The sequence below is a fragment of the Pseudomonas sp. NPDC088444 genome (assembly GCF_044900175.1).
Taxonomy (GTDB): Bacteria; Pseudomonadota; Gammaproteobacteria; order Pseudomonadales; family Pseudomonadaceae; genus Aquipseudomonas.
The window spans coordinates 238,910-260,797 of sequence record NZ_JBJDNK010000008.1 but is presented as its reverse complement, the minus strand read 5'-3'; the positions used below and the strand labels follow the sequence as shown (position 1 = coordinate 260,797).

Here is a 21,888-nt window from a genome sequence, read left to right as displayed (position 1 = left end):
CTATCAGGCGTTACCTGGCTCAGCGTCACCCTGGTCGGATTCGGACGCGCTAGGCAGACGAATTGGACGAACCGGAACAACGGTCGAGATGGCGTGTTTGTAAACCATTTGGCTGACAGTGTTCTTCAGCAAAATAACGAACTGGTCGAAGGACTCGATCGTGCCTTGCAGCTTGATACCGTTTACCAGATAGATCGAAACCCCAACCTTCTCTTTACGCAAAGTGTTCAGGTAAGGGTCTTGTAGCGAATGCCCTTTTGACATGTGCCGCACTCCTTTAAGGATCAATAGAATAAATTCAAAAACATTGGCTCAGGCCGTTACCCCCCAAGGATAGACGGCTATTGCAAGGACTCAGCCCAATATGGAGACCGATCCCAAGTATTTCAAGGTGCGTGGCAGATTGTCGCAAGCCAGGCTGTCCAACCAGTGTAAATTTTCCCAGCTTCGCAACCAGGTGAACTGTCTTTTGGCCAACTGGCGCGTGGCGATGATGCCGCGTTCCTGCATCTCGTCCCAAGTCAGCTTTCCGTCCAGATGGTCCCAGACCTGGCGATACCCTACAGCTCTTATAGACGGTAAATTCGAGTGCAGGTCACCCCTCGAACGTAACGCCACAACTTCTTCAACGAATCCTTCTTCAAGCATTTGCCTGAAACGCAACGCGATTCGGTCGTGCAGTACCTTCCGATCCTGAGGTGCGATCGCAAGATTTGCGACAGTATAGGGCAATTGATGTCGCCCCGAAGCGCCAGCTTGAGCACTTTGCGCACTTTGTTGCTCTCGGTGTGCGGTCATGCTCATCCCGCTCACCCGATACACCTCCAGCGCCCGAACCAGACGTTGCGGATCGTTGGGGTGAATACGCGCCGCCGAGACCGGGTCAATGCTCGCCAATTCATCGTGCAACGCCTGCCAGCCACGGCTCGCCGCCTCGGCTTCAAGCTGCGCACGAACATCGGGGTCCGCCGCGGGCATGTCTGCCAGGCCCTCCAATAGAGCCTTGAAATACAACATGGTGCCGCCGACCAGCAGAGGAATTTTTCCTTTGGCTGTTATTTCAGCCATCGCCTGCAACGCATCGCTACGAAAATCCGCAGCAGAATAGCTTTCAGACGGATCGAGAATATCGATCAAGCGGTGTGGATACTTGTCCAAAAGCGCTTTTGAAGGCTTGGCAGTGCCAATGTCCATGCCGCGATAGACCAGCGCGGAATCGACGCTGATCAACTCGCACGGCAGGACTTTGGTCAGCTCGATGGCCAGATCGGTTTTGCCAGCGGCCGTCGGCCCCATCAGAAAGATGGCCGGGGGATAAGCACTCATCAGCGACCGCGCAGAAACAGTTTGTCGAGATCGTCCATACCCAGTTGAGTCCAGGTTGGCCGCCCGTGGTTGCATTGACCGCTGCGCTCGGTGTTTTCCATGTCGCGCAGCAAGGCGTTCATTTCCGGAATTGCCAGACGCCGGTTGGCGCGCACTGCGCCATGGCAGGCCATGGTCCCGAGCAGTTCGTTCATATGAGCTTGAACCCGGTCGCTGGTGCCGTATTCCATGAGGTCGGCCAGCACGTCATGCACCAGACGATTCGCCTCCGCCTGCTTGAGCAGCGCAGGAATCTGCCGAATCGCCAGGCTCTCAGGCCCCAAACGCTGCAACTCGAAGCCTAGTTGCTGGAATGTCGCCATGTGCTCTTCGGCGCAGTCGGCCTCACGCTGACTGACGGCAATCGATTCTGGCACCAGCAGTGGTTGGCCACTCAGGCCCTCGCTGGCCATGGCAATTTTCAGGCGCTCGTACATGATCCGCTCGTGAGCGGCGTGCATGTCCACCAGCACCATACCGTGGGCGTTTTCGGCGAGGATATAAATACCCTTGAGCTGCGCGAGGGCATAACCCAGCGGCGGAATGTCGCCTTGAGACTCAGGCAAGGCGACGCCCGTAGCGGTTGTCGGATTGACCGTCGTACCCGGCAATGGGGCGAAAAACGCACTGTAAGCGGCTCGCGCCTCCTCGGCAGGCAGCACAGACGCCGGGCGGGGCGTGTACTGATATTGATAGCCCGCGCCACTGCCGGAACCTGCCGAAGAGACCGAACCTGCGCTGTTTGGCGCATTCCACGCAGAGCCTTGAGGCGTTTCCAGCACATTGTTGGCCAGGCGCATCTCGCCCTGCGGCCCGAACTCGCCCGCCCCCGGCCCGCTCGGGCGCACCAGCGCGGCGACGGACGTCGTGCCCGCCAATTGATCATCAGGACGCACATCGCCCAGTGCGCGATGCAACGTGCCATATAAAAAGTCATGCACCATTCGCCCGTCACGGAAGCGAACTTCGTGTTTGGTCGGGTGAACGTTGACGTCGACCACGGCAGGATCGACCTCGAAAAACAGCACGAACGTCGGATGACGGCCGTTGAACAACACGTCTCGATACGCCTGACGAACCGCATGGGCGACCAGTTTGTCGCGCACCGCACGGCCATTGACGAAGAAATACTGCAAGTCCGCCTGACTGCGAGAGAAGGTCGGCAAACCCACCCAACCCCAGAGTTTCAGGCCATTGCGCTCGACCTCGATCGGCAGCGCCTGCTCCAGGAAGCCGGGACCGCAGACCGCCGAGACACGGCGCGCACGGGCCACGTCATCGCGGGCCTCGTGCAGGCTGAGGATCGTCTTGCCGTTATGGCGCAGGTGGAAAGCCACGTCGAAACGGGCCAGCGCCATGCGTTTGATCACTTCTTGCAGGTGATCGAATTCGGTTTTTTCGGCTTTGAGGAACTTGCGCCGGGCCGGGGTATTGAAGAAAAGGTCGCGCACTTCTACCGATGTGCCCACCGGGTGGGCCGCAGGCTGCACGCGAGAGGCCATGTCGCGACCTTCGGTTTCCACTTGCCAGGCCTGATCGGCGTCGCGGGTGCGAGAGGTCAGCGTCAGGCGCGCGACGGAGCTGATCGACGCCAGCGCCTCACCGCGAAAGCCCAGACTCATGACCCGTTCAAGGTCTTCCAGCTCGCGAATCTTGCTGGTCGCGTGGCGCGCCAGCGCCAGGGGCAGGTCGTCAGAGGAAATGCCACCACCATCGTCGCGCACGCGCAGCAGTTTGATACCCGCTTGCTCGACTTCGACATCGATACGGCGAGCACCGGAGTCCAGGCTGTTCTCCAGCAATTCCTTGATAACCGACGCAGGCCGCTCGACCACCTCGCCCGCTGCAATCTGGTTCGCCAACCGAGGGCTGAGCAACTGAATGCGCGCAGCTTTTGCGGCAGGGCTGTCGTCACTCACGCCAACATTGAGCCCCTGCTCATCCAGCAACAGATCACTCACGGCTCACCCGCCAGTTCCGCGCTCGGAATTCTCAGTTGCTGGCCGATTTTCAACTCATCGGAACTCAATTTGTTCGCACTGCGCAGCGCTTCCATGCTCATGTCGTAGCGCACGGCGATCATGCTCAGCGACTCGCCGGGGCGTACGGTGTGCTCACGCGCACCCATGGCCAATTTGCCGTTGTCACGCAGCCACGCAATGTAGGTGCCTTGCGGCGGGTTCTGTTGGAAGAACTGTTTTACGCCCGCAGTGATCGAGCGCGCCAGGGCCTGCTGATGGCTGGCGCCTTCAAGCTTGTTGGCTTCAGCGGCGTTGGAGATAAAGCCTGTCTCGACCAGAATCGACGGGATATCCGGCGACTTGAGCACCATGAAACCGGCCTGCTCGACACGGGATTTGTGCAACGGGGTCACGCGACCGATGTTGGTCAGGACTTTTTGGCCAACGTTCAGGCTGGAAGTCAGCGAAGCCGTCATCGACAGGTCCAGCAACACCCCGGCCAGCATGCGGTCCTTGTCATCCAGACTCACCGCCCCCGCGCCACCGATCAGGTCGGAACGGTTTTCACTGTCTGCCAGCCAGCGAGCCGTCTCGGACGTCGCGCCACGATCAGACAAGGCAAACACCGACGCACCGAACGCAGCCGAGGAAGGCGCGGCGTCAGCGTGGATGGAAACGAACAGGTCCGCGCCTTTCGCGCGGGCGATCTCGGTCCGTTTACGCAGCGGGATGAAATAATCCCCGGTACGGGTCAGTTCAGCGCGATAGCCCTTCTCGGCGTTGATCTGCCGCTGCAGCTCTTTGGCGATCGACAACACGACATTCTTTTCTTTCTGCCCACGGCCACCGGAGGCGCCAGGGTCTTCCCCGCCATGGCCGGCATCGATGACGACCACGATGTCGCGCTTGCCGTTGGGCACAGGAGGTAGTTTGATTTCAGGCTTGGATGGGCTGACCGGCACGGCAGGCGTCGCCGGGGCAGCCGTGGCCGGGGTATCCGCGACGGTTGGCGTCGGATTGGCGTCTGCGGGGTTGTCATAGAGATCAACCACCAACCGGTTCCCGTACTGCTGATTCGGCGCGAGCGTGAAGCTCTTCGGCGTCACGGCCTTTTTCAGATCGATGACGACACGTAGATCATCCGGCGTACGCTGGGCCGAACGCATGGCCGTGATCGGGGTGTTGGCGGTCGCGATATTAAGCGAGCCGCCCAACGTGGCGCCGTTGATGTCGATCACCAGACGATCTGGAGACTGCAAGGTAAAGACGCTGTGCTGAACCGGACCGGACAGGTCGAACACCAGCCGGGTGTTATCCGGCGCACGCCATAAGCGGACACTTCGTACCTGTGAGGCGGCAAACGCATCGACAGCCAATGTCGTCAGCAGCAGTCCAATCACAGAAACCAGCGCGCGCATGCGCATACCAAACCCCATATCTATTTGAATTCCAAAGCCAAAGCGGCACACCACGCCTCGCCGCGCGAGCTCTCCGGGCTTAGCGTCAACGCTCGACCTTCCGCGTGCGGCCTAATGGTAATGATCAGGTCAGGCTTTGGCAAAAAGCCTGCACCGAGGTTGGGCCACTCTATGAGGCAAAGCGCTTCGCCTTCGAAGTAGTCGCGTATGCCGAGGAATTCTAGCTCTTCTGGGTCAACAAGTCGGTAAAGATCAAAGTGATACGCGCGATTTCTCCCAATTTCGTAAGGTTCTACGAGGGTAAAAGTCGGGCTTTTTACCGCACCAGTGTGACCAAGACCGCGAATGATGCCCCGCGACAAGGTGGTCTTGCCCGCGCCCAAATCGCCTTCAAGAAAAATAATCCCATTACTTTCAGTGACTTGGGCAATCCGTGCACCAAAGTTGGTCATCGCCTCTTCACCCACCAGGTGCAGGGTTAACTCAGACACGGTTGTTGCTCCTCCAACAGCTTGCGAATTTCAGGAATCAGATCAGCGGCAGCCAGGCCACGCCCGCCCGCCCCACATTTTTCTCCGGCCAGCGCGTGCAGCCAGACACCCAGGCACGCCGCATCGAACGCTGCCATCTTTTGCGCCATCAGCGCGCCAATCACACCCGCCAGCACGTCACCCAGCCCGCCCGTCGCCATAGCTGGGTGGCCGTGATCGGCCAGCGCCAGTTCGCCTGCCGGGCTGGCAATCAAACTGCCACTCCCCTTGAGCACACAAACGGCATTGAACCGCTTCGCCAGAGCGAGCGCAGCAGTCGGACGATCAGCCTGCACCGCTTGCGTGCTGACGCTCAGCAGCCGCGCCGCCTCTCCGGGATGCGGCGTGATCACGCAATCCTTGGGCAATTGCGCAAAACCGGCGGCCAGTTGATTGAGTGCGTCAGCATCCCAGACCTGCGGTCGCTCGGCATTGGCGGCTGCCGATAACAGGCTACGCCCCCAGGCCTGCTGCCCCATGCCCGGCCCGACGACCAGCACCGACGCGGGATCCATCAGCGCCATCAGTTGATTGGCCGAATGTATTCCGACAGTCATGACCTCCGGGAAACGCGCCAGTGCCGCAGCGACATGTTCAGAACGGGTCGCCAGCGTGACCATGCCCGCACCGCAACGCAAGGTGCTCTCAGCAGCCAACAGGGCCGCCCCGCCGAAGCCATGATCGCCGCCGATCACCAGCACCCGGCCAAACAGCCCTTTGTGCGCGGTGCGGAGACGAGGTTTGAGCGCAGGCAAATTAGATTTATCGAGACGTTTAACGCTGACGGGGGTCTGCGCCACGATTGCAGGGTCGGCCTGAAGGTCGTCAAAGATCAACTCCCCGACCACCTCAGGCGCATCTGCCGTGAACAGCCCGATCTTGAGGCCGACAAAGGTGACCGTCAGGTCTGCACGAACCGCCGCCCCCAGCGTTCTGCCGGTATCCGCACACAGCCCTGAAGGGATATCCACCGACATGACCGGCAGGCCGCTGTTATTGATGTGTTCGATAGCAGACGCGTAGGGCGCACGAACATTACCCTTCAGCCCGGTCCCCAGAAGCGCGTCTACCACGATTCCCGACAGCGGCTGCTGAATCCACGGTTGAATAACGACTTGCTCAGAAAGCGCTTCTTTATAAGCAGTTTCGGCATCGCCTTGCAGCCCTGAACAATCGCCCACCGCGAAAACAACCACCTGCCACCCTGCCCGTTTGGCCAAGGCGGCAATCAGATAGCCATCTCCTGCGTTATTGCCGTGCCCGGCCAGCACCGCCAATTGCCGCCCCTCGGGCCAGCGCCGACGAATCGCCCGCCACGCTGCATGGGCTGCACGCTGCATCAATTCGAAGCCAGGCGTGCCCGCTGCAACCAGCCGCGCGTCGAGGTCGCGGACCTGCGCGGCGCTGTACAGTGCGTCGGGAAATGGGGGTTTGCTGTGCAACATGAGTCTTTGGGCTCCGATGTCTGGCAGAATTATACGCACCTGCGCCCCGGTGTCCTCTTTGCATGTCCTCGATTACTGTAGATCCATCCACAAACTCAGCGCCGCTCTCGGCTGCCGGGTTGTCCGAGCTTGCCCAATCGATCAAGGACTGGGGGCGCGAACTCGGCTTTCAGCAGGTCGGCATCTCGGGGCTGGATCTGGCGGAACACGAACAGCATCTGGAACGCTGGCTGGAAGCCGGGTACCACGGCGAGATGGACTATATGGCAGCGCATGGCAGCAAACGTTCGCACCCGGACGAACTGGTGCCTGGGACGTTGCGGGTCGTGTCGTTGCGCATGGACTATTTGCCCGGCGACACGCAGATGGCGCAATTGCTGGCCCAACCGGAAAAAGCCTACGTTTCCCGTTATGCCTTGGGCCGCGACTACCACAAGCTGATTCGCAAGCGCGTGCAGCAGTTGGCAGAGCGCATCCAACAGGCCATCGGACCATTCGGATTCCGGGCATTCGTCGACAGCGCACCGGTGCTGGAAAAGGCGATCGCCGAACAGGCCGGGCTGGGCTGGATCGGCAAAAATACGCTGGTGCTCAATCGCAAGGCGGGCAGTTATTTCTTCCTGAGCGAGTTGTTCGTCGATCTGGCGTTGCCAATTGACGAACCCCATGCCACTGAGCATTGCGGCCGTTGCAGCGCGTGTCTGGATGTGTGCCCGACCAACGCTTTCGTCGGCCCTTACGTGCTCGACGCCCGACGCTGCATTTCCTACCTGACCATCGAGCTGAAGACATCGATCCCCGAAGAACTGCGCGCGATGATCGGCAATCGGGTGTTCGGTTGTGATGATTGCCAGATTGTCTGCCCGTGGAACCGCTTCGCCCGGCCTACCGATCAGAACGACTTCAAGCCGCGTCACGGCCTCGACAACGCCGAGCTGACGACGCTGTTTTTGTGGGATGAAGCGACCTTCCTGAGCAACACCGAAGGCTCGCCGCTGCGGCGCGCGGGGTATGAGCGCTGGTTGCGTAATCTGGCGGTGGGATTGGGCAATGCGCCGTCGAGCATTCCGGTGATCGAGGCGTTGAAGTCTCGGCGGGATTATCCGTCAGAGATGGTGCGCGAGCATGTGGAATGGGCGTTGCGGCGGCATAACGCCTGATCGATATCCCACAGTTGAGCGTTACAGGCCAGAGCGACACTCAATGCCCATCCTTGTAAACGAACTTGGGCATTTCCCAGCGAAACCGGATCGCCAACAAACGCAGTAACAACCCGCCCGACAACGTGATCAACGTCCCTTGCTCAATCGGCAACCCTGCCCACTGACACAGCAGAAAGCACCACGCGGCTGCGAACGAAACACTGGCGTACAGCTCGCGGCGGAAGATCAGCGGGATGTCGTTACAGAAAATATCGCGCAGGATGCCGCCAAACGTCCCGGTGATCACCCCACTGACCGCCGCGACCATCATGCCCAGCCCCATCTCCAGCGCCGTCGTGCAGCCGATGATCGTGAACGCCACCAGCCCCAGGGCGTCGAGCACCAGAAACAGCGAACGCAAATGCCGCATCAGGGGCGCGATGAAGATGGTGACCAATGCCGCGGCACTGGTCAGGATCAGATATTCAGGGTGCTTGACCCACGTCAGCGGGTAATGGCCCAACAGCACGTCACGCACCGAACCACCGCCCAAGGCCGTGATGCAGGCGATCAGCACCACACCGAACCAGTCCATTCCGCGCCGCCCGGCAGACAATGCGCCCGTCATCGCTTCGGCGGTGATGGCGATCAGATAAAGCATCAACAGCATGGTGGCAGATTAAACCTTGATGAAGTGCTCGCGATAGAAACGCAGCTCGGCAATGGACTCACGGATGTCGTCCAGCGCCAGGTGGGTGCTGCCTTTCTTGAATTTCAGTTCCGGCGACCAGCGTGCGGCCAACTCCTTGAGCGTCGACACATCGAGATTGCGGTAGTGAAAGTAGTTTTCCAGGGTCGGCATGCGCTTATAAAGGAAGCGACGGTCCTGGCAGATGCTGTTGCCGCAAATCGGAGAACTGCGCTCTGGCACCCATTGCTTGATGAACTCCAGGGTCATGGCTTCAGCCTCGGCGGTGGAGATGTTGCTCTCGCGCACGCGCTGGGTCAGGCCCGAGCCGCCGTGTTGACGGGTGTTCCACTCGTCCATTCCGTTCAGGAGGTCGTCACTTTGATGAATGGCGATGACCGGCCCCTCTGCCAGCGTGTTCAGCTCGCTGTCGGTGATGATTGTGGCCATCTCGATGATGACGTCGTTATCAGGGTCCAGACCGGTCATTTCCAGGTCGATCCAGATCAGATTCTGTTTGTTCTGCATATGTCGGCTCCTTAGCGTAGGCGCGCAGTTTAGCCTAGGTAAGCGTGCTAGACTCCCGGCGTTTTACTCAATCTGCCGCTTTCTGCACCCCGAATTGGAACACTGAACACCCATGGCCAAACGCCAACTCAACCGCCGCCAGAACTGGCGCATCGAAAAGATTCAGGGCGAACGCGCCGCCCGCGCGGCCAAACGCGAGTCTCTGGCCCTGGAAACGCTGGAAGGCGGGGATCTGGGTCCTGAGCAGACAGGGTTGGTCATCGCGCACTTCGGCGTGCAGGTCGAAGTCGAGGCGCAAGAAGGCGAACTGAGCGGGCAGGTGTTTCGCTGCCACTTGCGGGCGAACCTGCCCGCTCTGGTGACGGGTGACAAGGTGGTCTGGCGTCCGGGCAATCAGGGTATCGGTGTGATCGTTGCGCAATTGCCGCGCACCACTGAACTGTGCCGGCCTGATACTCGCGGCCAACTCAAGCCTGTGGCGGCCAACGTCGATTTGATCGTGATCGTCTTCGCCCCCGCGCCGGAGCCTCACGCCAACCTGATCGACCGCTATCTGGTGGCGGCTGAACATTCGGGCATTCGTCCGCTGTTGCTGCTGAACAAGTTCGACCTGATCAACGACCAGAACGCCCCGGCGCTCAATGCACTGCTGGCGGTGTATCGCACGCTGGGTTACCCGGTGCTGGAAGTGTCTGCTCATCACGGCGATGGCATGCAGCAGTTGCAGGATTTGCTGGATCACAACACCAGCGTTTTCGTGGGGCAGTCTGGCGTGGGCAAGTCATCGCTGGTCAACAGCCTGTTGCCTGAGGTAGGGACGCGAGTCGGGCCGCTTTCCGAATACTCCGGTCAAGGCACGCATACCACGACCACTGCGCGGTTGTTCCATTTCCCCCGTGGCGGCGATTTGATCGACTCCCCCGGCATTCGCGAATTCGGCCTGGGGCACGTCAGCCGCGCCGATGTGGAAGCGGGCTTCATCGAGTTCAACGACCTGTTGGGCCGCTGCCGCTTCCGCGATTGCAAACATGATCGCGAGCCGGGCTGCGCACTGCTCAAGGCGCTGGAAGATGGCCGGGTGCAGCAGCAGCGGATGAACAGCTATCGGTCGATCATCGCGAGTTTGCCGGAGAGCAGTTACTGAGCCGATGCACTGTCCTCCTGTGGGAGCCGACTTGCTGGCGAAGGCGCTCGATCAATCAACATCGACGGTGCCTGACCCGACGCTTTCGTCGGAACGCCGCCCGCACCAAGCCGGCTCCCACACGGTTTCCGCTCACCATTGATGGCACACAAAAACGCCGCGATTATCGCGGCGTTTTTGTCAGAACCGTAAATCAGTTCTTGGTCTCGTCGATCTTCAACTGCCCTTGATCGAAGATGTTCAGCTTCTGCCGAATCTCATGAGGCTGGGCGTCAGCCTGTGGATCGACGGCCGGTGCCGCACTGCTCGACGCGCCAGGCTGGCCCGCTGGCGCCGCAGGAGCTGGCGCCGCTTTCGGGGCGCCGCCCGCGTTCTGGTCGCCTTCGATACGCGCCTGTGCCTTTTTGGTCAGCACGGTGATGTCGATACGGCGGTTGATCGGGTTGTTCGGGTTCTCCTTGTCGTACAGCGACGACGAGGCGAAGCCCACGACACGAGCCACTTGCGGATCCGGGTAACCGCCTGCCGTCAGCGCACGACGTGCGGCGTTGGCGCGGTTGGCTGACAGTTCCCAGTTACCGAAACCGTTATTGCCCACGTATGGCGTGGCGTCGGTGTGGCCACTGATGCTCACCTTGTTTGGCACCGTTTTGATGGTGTCGGCCATGGCCAGAAGGATGTCTTCGAAATACGGTTTCAGGCGCGCACTGCCGATGTCGAACATCGGGCGGTTTTCCGCGTCCATGATCTGGATACGCAAGCCGTCCTGAGTAATCTCGAACAGGATCTGGTCCTTGAACTTCGCCAGTTGCGGGTTCTCGTTGACCTTGGTCTGCAACTCTTGCAGGAGCATCTCCAGCCGCTCCTGCTCGACCTGCTCGGCCGCTGCATCCTGCTGATCGGCGTCCACCGGGACTTTGTCGGGCGCGGGGGTGGATTTGACTTCAGGGTTGAGGGTCTGGTCCGGCGACATCTCGGGCGAGCCGCCCAGGTCGATGACGTACGGCGAACCACTGTCAGAGAACCCGACCGGATCCTTGAAGTAACCGGCGATGGCGATCAACTGCTCGGGCGTGGCCGACGACATCAGCCACAGCACCAGGAAGAACGCCATCATCGCCGTCGCGAAGTCGGCGAAGGCGATTTTCCAGGCGCCGCCGTGGTGTCCGCCGCCAAAGCGCTTTACGCGCTTGACGATAATGGGCTGATTATTTTCCATGGATCAACGACCGCGAACAGCTTGTTCCAGCTCGCTGAAGCTGGGGCGGTGAGCCGGGTACAACACCTTGCGACCGAACTCGACAGCCAGTGAAGGCGGCACACCCGAGGCCGATGCCACCAGGGAAGCCTTGATCGATTCGAACACGTTCATTTCTTCTTTGGCGTCGTGGGCCAGGCACTGCGCCAGTGGGCCGAAGAAGCCATAGGCCGCGAGAATACCGAAGAAGGTACCGACCAGCGCCGCACCTACGTGCATACCGATCGCCGCTTTGTCACCGGAACCCAGGGACGCCATGGTCACGACGATACCCAGTACCGCCGCAACGATACCGAAACCGGGCATACCGTCCGCGACGCCGGTCACCGCATGGGAAGGGTGCTCAAGCTCTTCTTTCATGCTCAGCAGTTCCATGTCGAACAGGCCTTCCAGCTCGTGGGGAGCCATGTTGCCCGAGGACATGATGCGCAGGTAATCGCAGATGAACGCGATCATCTTGGTGTCTTTCAACACGCTGGGGTACTTGGCGAAGATCGGGCTGTTTTCCGGCTCTTCGATATCGCCTTCGATGGCCATCATGCCTTCACGACGGCTTTTGTTGAGGATTTCGTAGATCAGGCCCAGCACTTCGAGGTAAAAGGCGTGAGTGAAGCGCGAACCGAACATCTTCAGGGACTTCTTGATGACCAGCATGGTCATATATCCCGGGTTCGCCTGGAGGAATGCACCCAGCGCAGCACCGCCGATGATCATCACCTCGAAAGGCTGGATCAACGCAGCAATCTGACCATGGGAAAGTACGTAGCCGCCGAGAACGCTCGCGAAAACGACGATGATGCCGATAATTTTTGCCATAGATAAAAAATACTTACTGAGTCGGGTTCAAGGTCATTGTGCGAGAAGCGGTCGAAACTCTTGTTCTACTTATCGGCATGAGTGCGCCAGACTATAGTCAATTCAGGCGAAAATCCTGTCTGGCGTCTGGCTCGGGCACCACAGCGCAACGGCCAGCATGATGCCACCATTCGACGCCGATCAAAACCTCCCAGCCGTACGGGCCTTGTGAATGCAATCAGAAAAAGCTTCTACGCTCCTCGTTCCGCAGACACTCGACGCTTGGGTCAAGCAGCTCGATGGCATTGCCCTGCCCGTCCCTGCCAACGCTCATGCGAAGGTGCACGCTGCGCTCAACGACAGCCGCCGCTCGTTGCGAGAGATTGCCGACTTCATGCAGGACAGTCCGGCGCTGGTCCTCAGCGTATTGCGCGAAGCGAATTTGAATGCCGGTGGCCTAACCGAACCTGCGGAAAGCCTTGAAGTGGCCTTGAACCGCTTGGGCCTGGCCCGCACCGGCACATTACTGGCGCGCCTGCCCAGCATCGAATTGCAGAACATCCCGGTCGCGTTTCGCCAACTGCAACTCATCAGCCAGCACGCCACGCAACAGGCTTACGGATTGTTCGCCAATCAGCTCGCACGCTTGTGGCAGGACATTCATCTGGGAAGTCTGCTGTTCCTCGCCCCCCTGTGGCCGATGGCATTGGCGCACCCCAAGCTTCTGGAAGAATGGGAGCTGAGGGTCATCCACAAGGGCGAGTGCGCAAAAACTGTCGAAAAATCGTTGTTTGGCGTGCGTCTGGTACAGCTCTGTCAAGCCATGGCCCAGCATTGGCAACTGCCGATCTGGGTGACGCAGGGCTACGATCTGCTGGTCCGCGAGCAGCGCAGTCTGGTGAAGGTGCTGCGTATCGCGCATGAAAATGGTGACCCACTGAAACAGCAACAAGCACTGGACGCCGATCTGCCCTTGCGCCGCTGGCTCAACCAACCCGCCAATACGATTCTGCTGGCCAACGGCCTCGCGCTGTCGGCGCAACAATCCTGGGACACCCCACACAATCTGCGCTGGCAACTGCTGACCAGCCTGTACCTGCAACAGCCTTTCGACGAATTACAGCAACAAGTGCATCAAAACGCCGCCGCCAGCGCACGTCAGCATGCCGCGCCCGGCGTCTGGCATCCGGCTGAAGCGTTGCTGTGGCCATGGGACACGCGCCGGGTCCACAAAGGTTTGCTGCCCGCCCCGCCGCCATCGGCCGAAGCGTTGCAAATCTGGCGCAAGCATTGCGGCGACTTGCTCAAAGAGCCCAGCGCGTTCACCAACGCAATGCACCTGACCACTTGTGCGCGGGATGCGCTGCTCGCCTCTGGCATGAAGCGTACCGTGCTGCTCATGATCGACCGCAAGACCGACACTTTGCGCGTACACCAACTGGCAGGGGTAGACCCGACGTCCGCCGCGCTGCTCATCCCTTATCGTGACAGCACCGTGCTGCAACGCTTGATGGCGCAAGCCACCCAATTGCGCCTGACCGCCAGCAATAACGCACAGTTCTCGGCATTGCTTCCTCCTCAGCTGCGCAGCCTGTTTCCGGGGGAAAACCTGCTGATCCGCTCGTTGGCCAGCAACGGCCGCGTGGTGATGGTGATCATGGCCGATCAGGGTGGCGGGCCATTTTCGGAAGTGACGGTCCAGGCATTCGGAAAAACCGGGCAATGTATCGAGAAAGCTCTGACAACCTTTAGCCAACGCAACGGCTGACGGCTGAGCTACAATTCGCCTCTTTTTTCATGATCTGGAGACGTCACATGTCTGCCTTCTCAAGCTTGCCACTGGTGATCGAGCCTGCAGACCTGCAGGCACGCCTCGGCGCTTCAGAACTGATTCTGGTCGACCTGACCAGCGCCGCCCGTTATGAGGCAGGCCATATCCCCGGCGCCCGCTTCGTCGACCCGAAACGCACTCAACTGGGCCAGCCTCCGGCGCCCGGTCTGCTGCCGACCCAGGCGCAACTGGAAACACTGTTCGGCGAACTCGGCCACAACCCTGACGCGGTCTACGTGGTGTACGACGACGAAGGCGGCGGTTGGGCCGGTCGTTTCATCTGGCTGCTGGACGTCATTGGGCACTCGAAGTATCACTACCTGAATGGTGGCGTGCTGTCTTGGCAAGCCGAAGGCCTGCTGCTCTCTACTGAAGTGCCTGCGCCTGCCGGTGGCCCGGTTGCAATCACGATCCACGACGCCCCCACCGCGACCCGCGAATACCTGCAAAGCCGTCTGGGCGCTGCGGACCTGGCAATCTGGGACGCACGCGGTCCCAGCGAGTATTCGGGTGAAAAAGTCGTCGCAGCCCGAGGAGGGCACATCCCCGGCGCAATCAACTTCGAATGGACGGGCGGCATGGATCAGGCCCGCCAGTTGCGCATCCGCAAAGACATGCCGCAGATACTCGAAAACCTCGGCATCACCCCCGACAAAGAAGTCATCACCCATTGCCAGACTCACCATCGCTCCGGCTTCACCTATCTGGTGGCCAAGGCGCTGGGCTATCCGCGAATCAAGGGCTACGCCGGTTCGTGGGGCGAATGGGGCAATCATCCGGACACGCCGGTCGAGAAATAACGGGTTGCCACGCGACCTGAATTTCCCTTTTTCAAACGCTTAGGAATCCTGATGAAACAGCGTCTGTTTATCCTTTTCCAATACCTGCTGCCTCACCATCTGCTGTCTCGCCTGGCGGGTTGTGTAGCCGAGTGCCGCGTGCGCTGGTTCAAGAATGCATTCACCCAATGGTTCGTGCGCCGCTATCAGGTCGACATGTCTCAGGCGCTGGTGGAGGACGCCACGGCGTACCCGCACTTCAACGACTTCTTCACCCGGGCGCTGAAGCCGGGCGCTCGCCCCCTGGATGAAACACCGGGCGCAATCCTCTGCCCCGCTGACGGCGCCGTGAGCCAGTTGGGCACTATCGACCATGGCCGCATCTTCCAGGCCAAAGGCCACAGCTTCAGCGCGCTGGAACTGCTGGGTGGTGATGCACGCCTGTCCGCGCCGTTCATGGGCGGTGAATTCGCCACCATTTACTTGTCGCCGAAGGACTATCACCGCGTTCACATGCCACTGGCAGGCACGCTGCGTGAAATGGTTTACGTACCAGGGCGTCTGTTCTCAGTGAACCAGACCACCGCTGAAAACGTGCCGGAACTGTTCGCCCGCAACGAGCGCGTGGTCTGCCTGTTCGACACCGAGCGCGGCCCGATGGCCGTTGTGCTGGTGGGCGCAATGATCGTGGCCTCGGTCGAAACCGTCTGGGCCGGTCTGGTGACACCTCCGAAGCGCGAGCTGAAAACCTTCCGTTATGACGAAGCGGCCCGTGCGCCGATTCATCTGGAGAAAGGCGCCGAACTGGGTCGCTTCAAACTGGGCTCGACCGCCATCGTGCTGTTTGGCCCGAATCAGGTGAAATGGGTCGAGGAGCTGTCGGCCGGTTCGCCCACGCAAATGGGTCAACTGCTGGCAACGCCTGTTCAGGCTTGATTTTTGCCTCACAAACTCTGAAACGGTTTATTGGCGGGCCACTCATGTTCAATGAGACCCGCCATTCATCGTCACGAAACCGACGTATCGGCCTCAATACAATGTCACTTTGATATTAATGGCTGCGACACAACGTCGATGCTGGTACAGTCGTCCATCGGTGTTGTAGGAAACTTCGCTTTCAATTGACGTAAACTTGCTCGTTTCGCTGGGTCACCGTGCCACTGCACCGCAGTTTCATGACGCCATCCGGGCCAGTAGTTTGTTGGAGTTTGCCTGTCACATGAGTAACTTAAGCCTCCCTCTGTTGTTGCGCGCCCCTGTGCCGACGCAGTCGAGCCTGTCGTTCTGTGACGCGACGCCAAAAGACCTGAAGCGCTGGATCGCTACCCTGCCTAAAGCCAACCTCGGCGAAATGGCCCGCCAGCTCTATCAGGGCCTGGGCGAGCTGAACCAACTGCGGACGCCCAGCGAAAACCGTCTGCAACTGCTCGAATTGCTGCGCCCGGAAGTGTTTTTCGTGTGCAGGCACTTGGAGCGGCATTTCCTGAATCAATCCGTGGTGCTGGAAGAACGGCCTCGAAAGGTCGCCAACCTGTGTCAGGCGCTGCAAAACCACTTGGCAATTGGCTATAAGCAGATCATCGCCAGAGTGGCCCCCAAATTCAGCCGAGACCGTACAACGCTGCTGGCCACCGCATTGCAACGTGCGCTGCATTGCCTCAATGGTCCGCTCATCCGCGCCAATCAGTTGTACTGCCCGGTACAAGACGGGCTTTGGCTGGAGCTCCACCAGATTTACCAGATCGCGCGACAACATCAGTTGCACGGGATACCGGTGGCCGACAATCAGGCGAACCACACCCGTACCCTGACCGTCGAACAGACCTACATCGTGGCCCTGTTGATGGGGTGCTCGCGCTGCAACCAGATGCGCCAGCACAACATCGGCAAACTGGCCGATGCGCTGGATGCCTGGAGCGCGATGGTCACGCTGCAACAGCCCCTGGACGACTCAAGCCTCTACGCAGTGGCATTCGGCACCGATACGGCGCCGCGTTACACCTCGTTGTTCAATGAGGATCAACGCGCCCACCTGCTAGGTTTCAACCCTCGCCCACTGTCCGCAGCGCTCCAGCGCTACCTCGAAACACCGCCTGACCAGCGCTCGCAGTCCTACCTTCATGTGCCGCCGGGCTTGTCGATCGATGTGCTCCAACATCTGGCTGCTGCGTGGGGAGATGTATCGGAGCGCGCGTTTCAGCGCACTCAGGGCCAAGGCACGCTGACGGTCTGCGTTGGCATGAGCGCGCTGCACTACTTCGTCGGCGGGCAGCGCTGCTTCAGTGACTTGCTGCAAATGCCCGCTGCCACAGTCGGCAAGGTCACCGAATACACGCTGCAGCCGCTGGAACCCGCCAAGCTTGATCCTTGGGGGCAGGCACTGGACGTGCAACGCACTGGCACGTCGAACACGATGTTGCCGTTCGAAGAGATCGAGTACCAGGGCAGCGAAGCCGAAGCCGCCGCAGCCGCCGACGCACAGAAAGGTTTTCCGACTTACAGCTTGAACATCGTCAATCACAGCCCGGGGGGTTACTGCCTTGCGTGGCCAAAGGAAGTGCCTGATCAACTTCAGGCCGGTGAGATGATCGGCATTCAGGATCATGGTCACGGCTGGAGTATTGCGGTCGTGCGCTGGGTGCGTCAGGTGCGCAGCGGCGGTACACAGATGGGGCTGGAACTGATCGCGCCCTTCGCTCAAGCATGTGGCCTGCAATTGCTGCGCGCCGAACAGAGCAGTCAATACCTGCGCGCCCTGTTACTCCCGGAAGTACGAGCCATCGACGTACCCGCGACGGTCCTGGCCCCTCGCTTGCCTTTCGAGGACGGCTGCAAGGTGATGATCAACAACTGCGGTGACGAACGCCGAGCGACCCTCAATGGGCGTAAGGCAACGACAGGAAATTACAACCAGTTCGAATATGAAATCCTTGAAGGGCCGAAGAAAGCCACTGCGCAAGCAGGTCCGGAGCAGGAATTCGATTCGTTGTGGACGGTGTTGTAGCCATTCGGTACTTCGTCGTCTAGCAGCATGGCTTGCCGGCGGTGGCGTATTTGAAATCGCTGCCTCCGGCAAGTCGTGCGACTAAAGAGTCAGCGGCCTTCCCGGTCACGGAAGCCCAGCAGGTACAGCACACCATCGAGGCCCAGCGTCGAAATCGCCTGTTTGGCAGACTGCTTGACCAGTGGCTTGGCGCGGAACGCTACGCCCAGACCGGCAATGGCCAGCATCGGCAGATCGTTCGCGCCATCACCCACGGCGATGGTCTGCTCCAGACTCAAACCTTCCTTCTCTGCCAGCTCACGCAGCAGATCGGCCTTGCGTTGAGCATCGACGATCGGCTCTACAGCAACGCCGGTGCACTTGCCGTCGACCACTTCCAGTTCGTTGGCGAAGACATAATCGATGCCCAGTTTTGCCTGCAACTGTCGGGCGAAGTATGTAAAGCCACCGGACAGAATCGCGGTCTTGTAGCCCAGACGCTTGAGTTCGGCAAACAGCGTTTCCGCGCCTTCGGTCAAGCGCAACGCCGCACCAATCTCGTCCAGCACCTTGATGTCCAGGCCCTTGAGCAGCGCCAGGCGCTCCTTGAAGCTGGCGCGAAAATCCAGCTCGCCGCGCATTGCACGCTCGGTGATTTCCGAAACACGATCACCTACACCATGAGCCTTGGCCAGTTCGTCGATGACCTCTGCTTCAATCAGCGTCGAGTCCATGTCGAACACGGCCAGACGGCGATTGCGGCGGAACACCGAATCCTGCTGAAACGCGATGTCGACATTCAGTTCCTGAGCCACGTGCAGGAACTCGGCGCGCATCTGCTGCGCATCGGCAGGTTCGCCGCGAACGGAAAACTCGATGCAGCCCTTGGCCTTTTCAGTCGGCATGTTCAGCGGAATGCGCCCGGACAGACGATCGATGCGGTCAATGTTCAAACCGTATTTGGCCGTAATCGCACTCACGGTCTGCAACTGCTCGGCCGTGACCTTGCGGGTCAGCAGCGTCACAATGTGCCGGTCCTTGCCCTGATCGTCGACCCAATGCTGGTAATCGTCTTCGCTGACTTGGGTGAATAACACTTGCAGGCCCAGTTCGTCGGCCTTCAGTTGCACCCGATCCAGGACCGTCGAGCCGCTTTCGGTGTCCGGAATCTGCACCAGAATGCCGAATGACAGGGTGTCGTGAATCACGGCCTGACCAATATCCAGAACATCGGCGCCACCTTGAGCCAGAACACCGGTAATGGCTGCCGTCAGACCCGGGCTGTCTTCGCCGGTAATGTTAATCAGGACAATTTCGCGCAAGGCGCACCCCCGCTGTGGAAAAAAAGCGCATTCTACGCACTTTCAGTGACCGCCGGGCACAGTGAGCGCTTTGCCGCATCTGGGTCGCTCGCTATACTGCGCCCCAACTTCTCCAAGAGAGCCGTGCTCAGTGAACCGGCCCACGCCAGTAAAAACCGATAATTTCTTCTTGCTGATCTTCCGGGCATTGCGTCATCGACGCGTACCGATTGCTTTGCGCATCGCCAGCCACAACGTGATCCTCGTCGCGCTGGCGTTGGTGATCTACGCCTGCGTGATGGGTTTGCAGTTCAAGCAAGCCATGCACGAGCAGGCCGACGCGCTGGGCCAGGCCCTGACCACGCAAACCGCGACCTCCGCCACCGAACTGCTGGTGTCCAACGACATCCTCAGCCTCAACGTGCTGCTCGGCAATCTGGTGAAGAACCCGCTGGTCGCCCACGCGGCGATTTACAGCGTGGACAACCGTATTCTCGCCGAAGCGGGTCAGCGCCCGAAGAACGGCCTGCTCGGCCAGACGGAAGGCCTCTACGAAACCAAAGTCACGTTCCAGGACGTGGTCGCCGGTACGTTGCGTATCAGCCTGGACATGAGCCAGTTCCAGCAGCCACTGACCATCAGCCTGCAAAGCATGGGCATCCTGGCAGGCATTCTGCTGGCGCTCTCGCTGGCGTTGAGCCTGCGTCTGGGGCGACATATTTCCACGCCGATGCTGCAACTGCGCATGTGGCTGCGCTACATCGACCCCTACACCCCGGCCACCGACCGCCAGGATGAAATCGGCGATCTGGCTCGCCAGCTCAAGGCGTCCTATGCGCCGCCAGAGCCGGAACCGGCACCCATTCCCGAGCCTGAGCACATCGACGACGAAGACGACATTTCGCCTGAGTTCGACGCCAGCGATCTGAACGACCCTGATTTCGACGACTCGCCGAAGCCCCGTGCCACCGCCATACCGGCGCGCCGTATCTTGGCCGAGGAAGATGAGGACGACGAAGACCCGTTCGCCGACCTCCGCGACGAAACGCCTGTTACCCAGAAACCTGCATCGCGCCCTATTTTGCCGGTGGTGCCTTCGCAGCCCCAGTACAGCGCTGTATTGGCTGTGCAACTGGGTTCTCAGGAACAACTGCGCCGCCTGCCCCGCGCTCGTCTGACCGAATTGCTGGAGCGCTATCGCGACTGCATCGATCAGGCGGCTTCGTTGTACGACAGCGAGCTGCACACCCTGAACGATGGCAGTTCTCTCATGGTGTTCAGCACGCAGGACAGCGGTGACGACTACCTGACCAACGCCATCTGCTGCGGCGAGTTGCTGCGCGCGCTGAGCCACGCCTTGCAGATCGAAGTGGCGGACAGCGGCATCACCCTGCAATTGCAGTTGGGCCTGACGCTGGGCGAAGGTCTGCACGGCATGAACCAGATCGATCTGCTGCTGACCGAAACCGCGCAAGACGCACTGGCCCTGTCGCAACACAGCCGCAATTTGCTGCTGGTGGAGCGCAAGATCAGCGAAGACCACACCATTCGCCAGCGCGCACGCATCCGCCCGATTGCAAGCCCCGAAGGCGCGAGCTGTGTGGAACGCCTGATGGAGCCATACCCATCGATGCTGGAACGCCAGTTGGCACGTATGCATGAGGCGCGTAAGGTCTGAGCCCCAAGCCTGAGATCGCCCGCGACCTGCTCTTGATTCTGGCCGGAGGCCGTAGGAGCGCTGCTTGCTCGCGATCTGCCGGGCACCGGCAGTAAACGCTGTTTAAGAGGGTTGCCTGACACTACCCAGCGCCTGATTTTGCTGCCGCTTGGCGCCAGATCGCGAGCAAGCTGCGCGCCTACGCCCTCCGGGCAGAATCAGAAGACACTGCCCACAAAAAAGCCCGCATCGCTGCGGGCTTTTTTGTTTGCGCTGAACTCAGAAGCGGAACACTTCCAGATCGGTGCGAATCGGAGAGGCCATCGGGATCTTTGGCTTGTCCTGATCGACACGGGTCTTGGCCGGCTGCGCGGCCTTTTTCGGTTCATCAGCGACCAACGGCTGACTGGCGACAGGCTTGACCGCAACGCTCAACTGCTCGGCAAGGCGCTGCAACAGCACGCCCTGAGCCTTGACCTGAGCAGCAGAAGTGCCTGCATGGGGTTCTTCAAGGTGAATCAGCTTGCTGTCGCGTACGGTGCCACGACGGTCCAGCAGGCGCCATTGTGCATCGAGCACCGCAGGCTGATTCTCACCGGAATCCAGACGGGTGATCGACAGCACCACCTGCACGTCCGGAGTGAAATTGGCCGCCGCAGGCGCCATGACCACGCGCTGGCTGTCCAGCTTCCACGCCAGTTGGCGCAGCAGCAGTTGATCGATGTCCGAAGACAGGCTGCCCGCCCAACGCCCGTCGGTCGATGCCGTCAGGCTGCCGTCGGGTTGGCGTTGCAATAATGTTTCCCGTTGCAGGTAATCAGCAACGGAAACCGGCCCCAGCAAAACCGCGACGCCAGCACTTTGTTTAGGTTGTCCTGGATCGCCACTGTCCAGTTGATAAAGCGATTGAGGCTGATGAACGCTACATCCGGCCAAACCCAGAACGCCGGTCAATAACAGAACAAAAGGAACGCGTAAAAAATTCATCATTCCGTCCAGGTGAGCGAATACGACGCGCCCACAATTCAAATAACTCGTAGAAACATGAAAGCGCTGGGCCATG

Annotated in this window: 19 protein-coding genes; 7 read left to right on the top strand and 12 right to left on the bottom strand. The window is 60.1% G+C overall.

Annotated elements, in window-relative coordinates:
* Positions 1–3 precede the first annotated feature (3 nt).
* The 6 genes from hfq to ACI2KB_RS17560 all read right to left on the bottom strand — a co-directional run bounded on the left by hfq (position 4) and on the right by ACI2KB_RS17560 (position 6,719).
* Positions 4–264: an RNA chaperone Hfq gene (gene hfq / locus ACI2KB_RS17585; RefSeq protein WP_404636453.1), complete on the bottom strand. Its 261-nt coding sequence runs from the start codon at positions 262–264 to the stop codon at positions 4–6.
* Positions 265–354: 90 nt separating this feature from the next.
* Positions 355–1,326, bottom strand: coding sequence for a tRNA (adenosine(37)-N6)-dimethylallyltransferase MiaA (miaA, locus tag ACI2KB_RS17580; protein WP_404636452.1), 972 nt, complete (start codon positions 1,324–1,326; stop codon positions 355–357).
* On the bottom strand, positions 1,326–3,284 hold the full coding sequence (gene mutL / locus ACI2KB_RS17575) for a DNA mismatch repair endonuclease MutL (protein WP_404636562.1): 1,959 nt from the start codon (positions 3,282–3,284) through the stop codon (positions 1,326–1,328). Before mutL ends, miaA begins: the two co-directional genes overlap by 1 nt.
* Positions 3,285–3,322: 38 nt before the next feature.
* On the bottom strand, positions 3,323–4,762 hold the full coding sequence (locus ACI2KB_RS17570; protein ID WP_404636451.1) for an N-acetylmuramoyl-L-alanine amidase: 1,440 nt from the start codon (positions 4,760–4,762) through the stop codon (positions 3,323–3,325).
* Positions 4,763–4,764: 2 nt separating this feature from the next.
* Positions 4,765–5,235, bottom strand: coding sequence for a tRNA (adenosine(37)-N6)-threonylcarbamoyltransferase complex ATPase subunit type 1 TsaE (gene tsaE, locus ACI2KB_RS17565; RefSeq protein ID WP_404636450.1), 471 nt, complete (start codon positions 5,233–5,235; stop codon positions 4,765–4,767).
* Positions 5,223–6,719, bottom strand: a complete 1,497-nt coding sequence (locus tag ACI2KB_RS17560; protein ID WP_404636449.1) for an NAD(P)H-hydrate dehydratase — start codon at positions 6,717–6,719, stop codon at positions 5,223–5,225. Before ACI2KB_RS17560 ends, tsaE begins: the two co-directional genes overlap by 13 nt.
* A 62-nt stretch (positions 6,720–6,781) precedes the next feature.
* On the opposite strand from ACI2KB_RS17560, the gene queG reads away from it, so the two are divergent.
* Positions 6,782–7,879, top strand: coding sequence for a tRNA epoxyqueuosine(34) reductase QueG (gene queG, locus ACI2KB_RS17555; protein ID WP_404636448.1), 1,098 nt, complete (start codon positions 6,782–6,784; stop codon positions 7,877–7,879).
* Positions 7,880–7,919: 40 nt separating this feature from the next.
* On the opposite strand, the gene ACI2KB_RS17550 is transcribed toward queG, so the two are convergent.
* Both ACI2KB_RS17550 and orn read right to left on the bottom strand, forming a co-directional pair.
* Complete coding sequence (locus ACI2KB_RS17550) at positions 7,920–8,531, bottom strand: trimeric intracellular cation channel family protein (protein ID WP_404636447.1); 612 nt, start codon at positions 8,529–8,531, stop codon at positions 7,920–7,922.
* A gap of 9 nt (positions 8,532–8,540) precedes the next feature.
* On the bottom strand, positions 8,541–9,077 hold the full coding sequence (orn, locus tag ACI2KB_RS17545) for an oligoribonuclease (protein ID WP_404636446.1): 537 nt from the start codon (positions 9,075–9,077) through the stop codon (positions 8,541–8,543).
* 112 nt (positions 9,078–9,189) lie between these two features.
* On the opposite strand from orn, the gene rsgA reads away from it, so the two are divergent.
* On the top strand, positions 9,190–10,221 hold the full coding sequence (rsgA, locus tag ACI2KB_RS17540) for a small ribosomal subunit biogenesis GTPase RsgA (RefSeq protein ID WP_404636445.1): 1,032 nt from the start codon (positions 9,190–9,192) through the stop codon (positions 10,219–10,221).
* 193 nt (positions 10,222–10,414) lie between these two features.
* Here the strand turns inward: rsgA and motB are convergent, their stop codons facing one another.
* Complete coding sequence (gene motB / locus ACI2KB_RS17535) at positions 10,415–11,440, bottom strand: flagellar motor protein MotB (protein WP_404636444.1); 1,026 nt, start codon at positions 11,438–11,440, stop codon at positions 10,415–10,417.
* Positions 11,441–11,443: 3 nt separating this feature from the next.
* The gene (gene motA, locus ACI2KB_RS17530; RefSeq protein ID WP_404636443.1) at positions 11,444–12,295 is read right to left on the bottom strand and encodes a flagellar motor stator protein MotA; all 852 of its coding nucleotides are present in this window, start codon (positions 12,293–12,295) and stop codon (positions 11,444–11,446) included.
* A gap of 211 nt (positions 12,296–12,506) precedes the next feature.
* Here motA and ACI2KB_RS17525 point away from each other — a divergent pair, with 211 nt between their 5' ends.
* The 4 genes from ACI2KB_RS17525 to ACI2KB_RS17510 all read left to right on the top strand — a co-directional run bounded on the left by ACI2KB_RS17525 (position 12,507) and on the right by ACI2KB_RS17510 (position 17,888).
* Positions 12,507–14,042: an HDOD domain-containing protein gene (locus ACI2KB_RS17525; protein ID WP_404636442.1), complete on the top strand. Its 1,536-nt coding sequence runs from the start codon at positions 12,507–12,509 to the stop codon at positions 14,040–14,042.
* Between the two features lie 47 nt (positions 14,043–14,089).
* Complete coding sequence (rhdA, locus tag ACI2KB_RS17520; RefSeq protein WP_404636441.1) at positions 14,090–14,905, top strand: thiosulfate sulfurtransferase; 816 nt, start codon at positions 14,090–14,092, stop codon at positions 14,903–14,905.
* Between the two features lie 45 nt (positions 14,906–14,950).
* Positions 14,951–15,820 carry an archaetidylserine decarboxylase gene (asd, locus tag ACI2KB_RS17515; RefSeq protein ID WP_404636561.1) on the top strand — a complete coding sequence of 290 codons (870 nt, stop codon included), beginning with the start codon at positions 14,951–14,953 and terminating at the stop codon, positions 15,818–15,820.
* Between the two features lie 283 nt (positions 15,821–16,103).
* A complete protein-coding gene (locus ACI2KB_RS17510) occupies positions 16,104–17,888 on the top strand; it encodes a molecular chaperone (RefSeq protein ID WP_404636440.1) in 1,785 nt (594 codons plus the stop codon).
* Between the two features lie 89 nt (positions 17,889–17,977).
* On the opposite strand, the gene serB is transcribed toward ACI2KB_RS17510, so the two are convergent.
* Positions 17,978–19,189 (bottom strand): phosphoserine phosphatase SerB, encoded by a 1,212-nt coding sequence (serB, locus tag ACI2KB_RS17505; protein ID WP_404636439.1) that lies wholly within the window; start codon positions 19,187–19,189, stop codon positions 17,978–17,980.
* Between the two features lie 130 nt (positions 19,190–19,319).
* Here serB and ACI2KB_RS17500 point away from each other — a divergent pair, with 130 nt between their 5' ends.
* A complete protein-coding gene (locus tag ACI2KB_RS17500) occupies positions 19,320–20,846 on the top strand; it encodes a histidine kinase (RefSeq protein WP_404636438.1) in 1,527 nt (508 codons plus the stop codon).
* A 258-nt stretch (positions 20,847–21,104) separates the two neighbouring features.
* Here ACI2KB_RS17500 and ACI2KB_RS17495 read toward each other — a convergent pair whose 3' ends face one another.
* Entirely contained in the window at positions 21,105–21,812 is a 708-nt protein-coding gene (locus ACI2KB_RS17495; RefSeq protein WP_404636437.1) for a membrane integrity-associated transporter subunit PqiC, read from the bottom strand.
* Positions 21,813–21,888: the final 76 nt, after the last annotated feature.

Excerpts from the sequence above, each read along its gene's own strand:
- hfq (WP_404636453.1), bottom strand. The coding sequence starts at position 264 with ATGTCAAAAGGGCATTCGCTACAAGACCCTTACCTGAACACTTTGCGT.
- miaA (WP_404636452.1), bottom strand. The coding sequence starts at position 1,326 with ATGAGTGCTTATCCCCCGGCCATCTTTCTGATGGGGCCGACGGCCGCT.
- ACI2KB_RS17570 (WP_404636451.1), bottom strand. The coding sequence starts at position 4,762 with ATGGGGTTTGGTATGCGCATGCGCGCGCTGGTTTCTGTGATTGGACTG.
- ACI2KB_RS17560 (WP_404636449.1), bottom strand. The coding sequence starts at position 6,719 with ATGTTGCACAGCAAACCCCCATTTCCCGACGCACTGTACAGCGCCGCG.
- queG (WP_404636448.1), top strand. The coding sequence starts at position 6,782 with ATGTCCTCGATTACTGTAGATCCATCCACAAACTCAGCGCCGCTCTCG.
- ACI2KB_RS17550 (WP_404636447.1), bottom strand. The coding sequence starts at position 8,531 with ATGCTGTTGATGCTTTATCTGATCGCCATCACCGCCGAAGCGATGACG.
- orn (WP_404636446.1), bottom strand. The coding sequence starts at position 9,077 with ATGCAGAACAAACAGAATCTGATCTGGATCGACCTGGAAATGACCGGT.
- rsgA (WP_404636445.1), top strand. The coding sequence starts at position 9,190 with ATGGCCAAACGCCAACTCAACCGCCGCCAGAACTGGCGCATCGAAAAG.
- motB (WP_404636444.1), bottom strand. The coding sequence starts at position 11,440 with ATGGAAAATAATCAGCCCATTATCGTCAAGCGCGTAAAGCGCTTTGGC.
- motA (WP_404636443.1), bottom strand. The coding sequence starts at position 12,295 with ATGGCAAAAATTATCGGCATCATCGTCGTTTTCGCGAGCGTTCTCGGC.
- ACI2KB_RS17525 (WP_404636442.1), top strand. The coding sequence starts at position 12,507 with ATGCAATCAGAAAAAGCTTCTACGCTCCTCGTTCCGCAGACACTCGAC.
- rhdA (WP_404636441.1), top strand. The coding sequence starts at position 14,090 with ATGTCTGCCTTCTCAAGCTTGCCACTGGTGATCGAGCCTGCAGACCTG.
- ACI2KB_RS17510 (WP_404636440.1), top strand. The coding sequence starts at position 16,104 with ATGAGTAACTTAAGCCTCCCTCTGTTGTTGCGCGCCCCTGTGCCGACG.
- ACI2KB_RS17495 (WP_404636437.1), bottom strand. The coding sequence starts at position 21,812 with ATGAATTTTTTACGCGTTCCTTTTGTTCTGTTATTGACCGGCGTTCTG.